Below are 1,050 nucleotides of genomic sequence, written 5' to 3' on the forward strand. Positions count from 1 at the left end.
GTTCGGCGTCGCTGCGGTAGTGCGGCGGCTCGGCGAACAGCGCGTCGATCCACTCGCGCTCCGGAACCGGTTGCGGGCAGATGGAGAGGGCAGTCAGGTAACCGTGGGCGGCCACGTAGTCCAGGGCCTCCTCGTGCAGTTCGTCGGCATCGAGAAAGGCTTGCAGGCGGGACAGTTGCTCGGCGAAGGACATCGTAGGGTACCTGGGGAAGAGATCAGCGCTGGATTCTAGCAAAGCCCGTACGCAAGGCTCAGGAAAACTGCGGCGCGCGGCGAGATCGACCTGTACCGCTCATCCGCCATGCGCGCGGCGGCCGGTATGGCGTTTGTTTGCGCTTATAATGCGCGCCTTCCTTCGGAGACCGGCATGCTCGACCAGGCCCTGCGCATCCTCAAAGACGTTTTCGGCTACGACGCCTTCCGCGGCAATCAGGCGGCGATAATCGAGCGCGTGGCGCAAGGTGGCGACGCCTTGGTGCTGATGCCCACGGGCGGCGGCAAATCGCTCTGCTACCAGGTGCCGGCGCTGCTGCGCGACGGTCTGGCGGTGATCGTTTCGCCGCTGATCGCCCTGATGGACGACCAGGTCGCGACCCTCGACGAACTCGGCGTGGCCGCGGTGGCGCTGAATTCGACGCTGAGCAACGACGAGCAGCGGCTGATCGCCGAGCGCATCCGCCGCGGCGAGATCAAGATGCTCTACCTGGCGCCCGAGCGCCTGGTGCAGCCGCGCATGCTGGCCTTCCTGCAACGGCTCGACATCGCCCTGTTCGGCATCGACGAGGCGCATTGCGTGTCGCAGTGGGGCCACGATTTCCGCCCCGAATACCTGCAGCTGGGGCAGCTCGCCGAACTCTTCCCCAAGGTGCCGCGCCTGGCGCTGACCGCCACGGCGGACAAGCGCACCCGCGAGGAAATCGTCCAGCGCCTGCATCTGGAAGACGCCGAGCGCTACCTGTCGAGCTTCGACCGGCCGAACATCTTCTACCGCATCGTCCCCAAGGAGCAGCCGCGCAAGCAGTTGCTGGCGTTCCTCGCCGAGCGCAAGGG

General features: G+C 66.5%; 2 protein-coding genes. One reads left to right on the forward strand and one right to left on the reverse strand.

Going from position 1 to position 1,050, the window contains the following annotated elements; translation table 11 throughout:
* The coding region (locus B2X67_RS18560) for a UPF0149 family protein (RefSeq protein ID WP_286786416.1) at positions 1–193 on the reverse strand (193 nt) is incomplete at its 3' end.
* A 174-nt stretch (positions 194–367) separates the two neighbouring features.
* On the opposite strand from B2X67_RS18560, the gene B2X67_RS18565 reads away from it, so the two are divergent.
* Positions 368–1,050 (forward strand): RecQ family ATP-dependent DNA helicase (locus B2X67_RS18565; RefSeq protein WP_286786417.1); only part of this gene is annotated, 683 nt, incomplete at its 3' end.

The organism is Pseudomonas sp. UBA3153, assembly GCF_002364635.1.
GTDB classification, from domain to species: Bacteria; Pseudomonadota; Gammaproteobacteria; order Pseudomonadales; family Pseudomonadaceae; genus Pseudomonas_O; species Pseudomonas_O kuykendallii.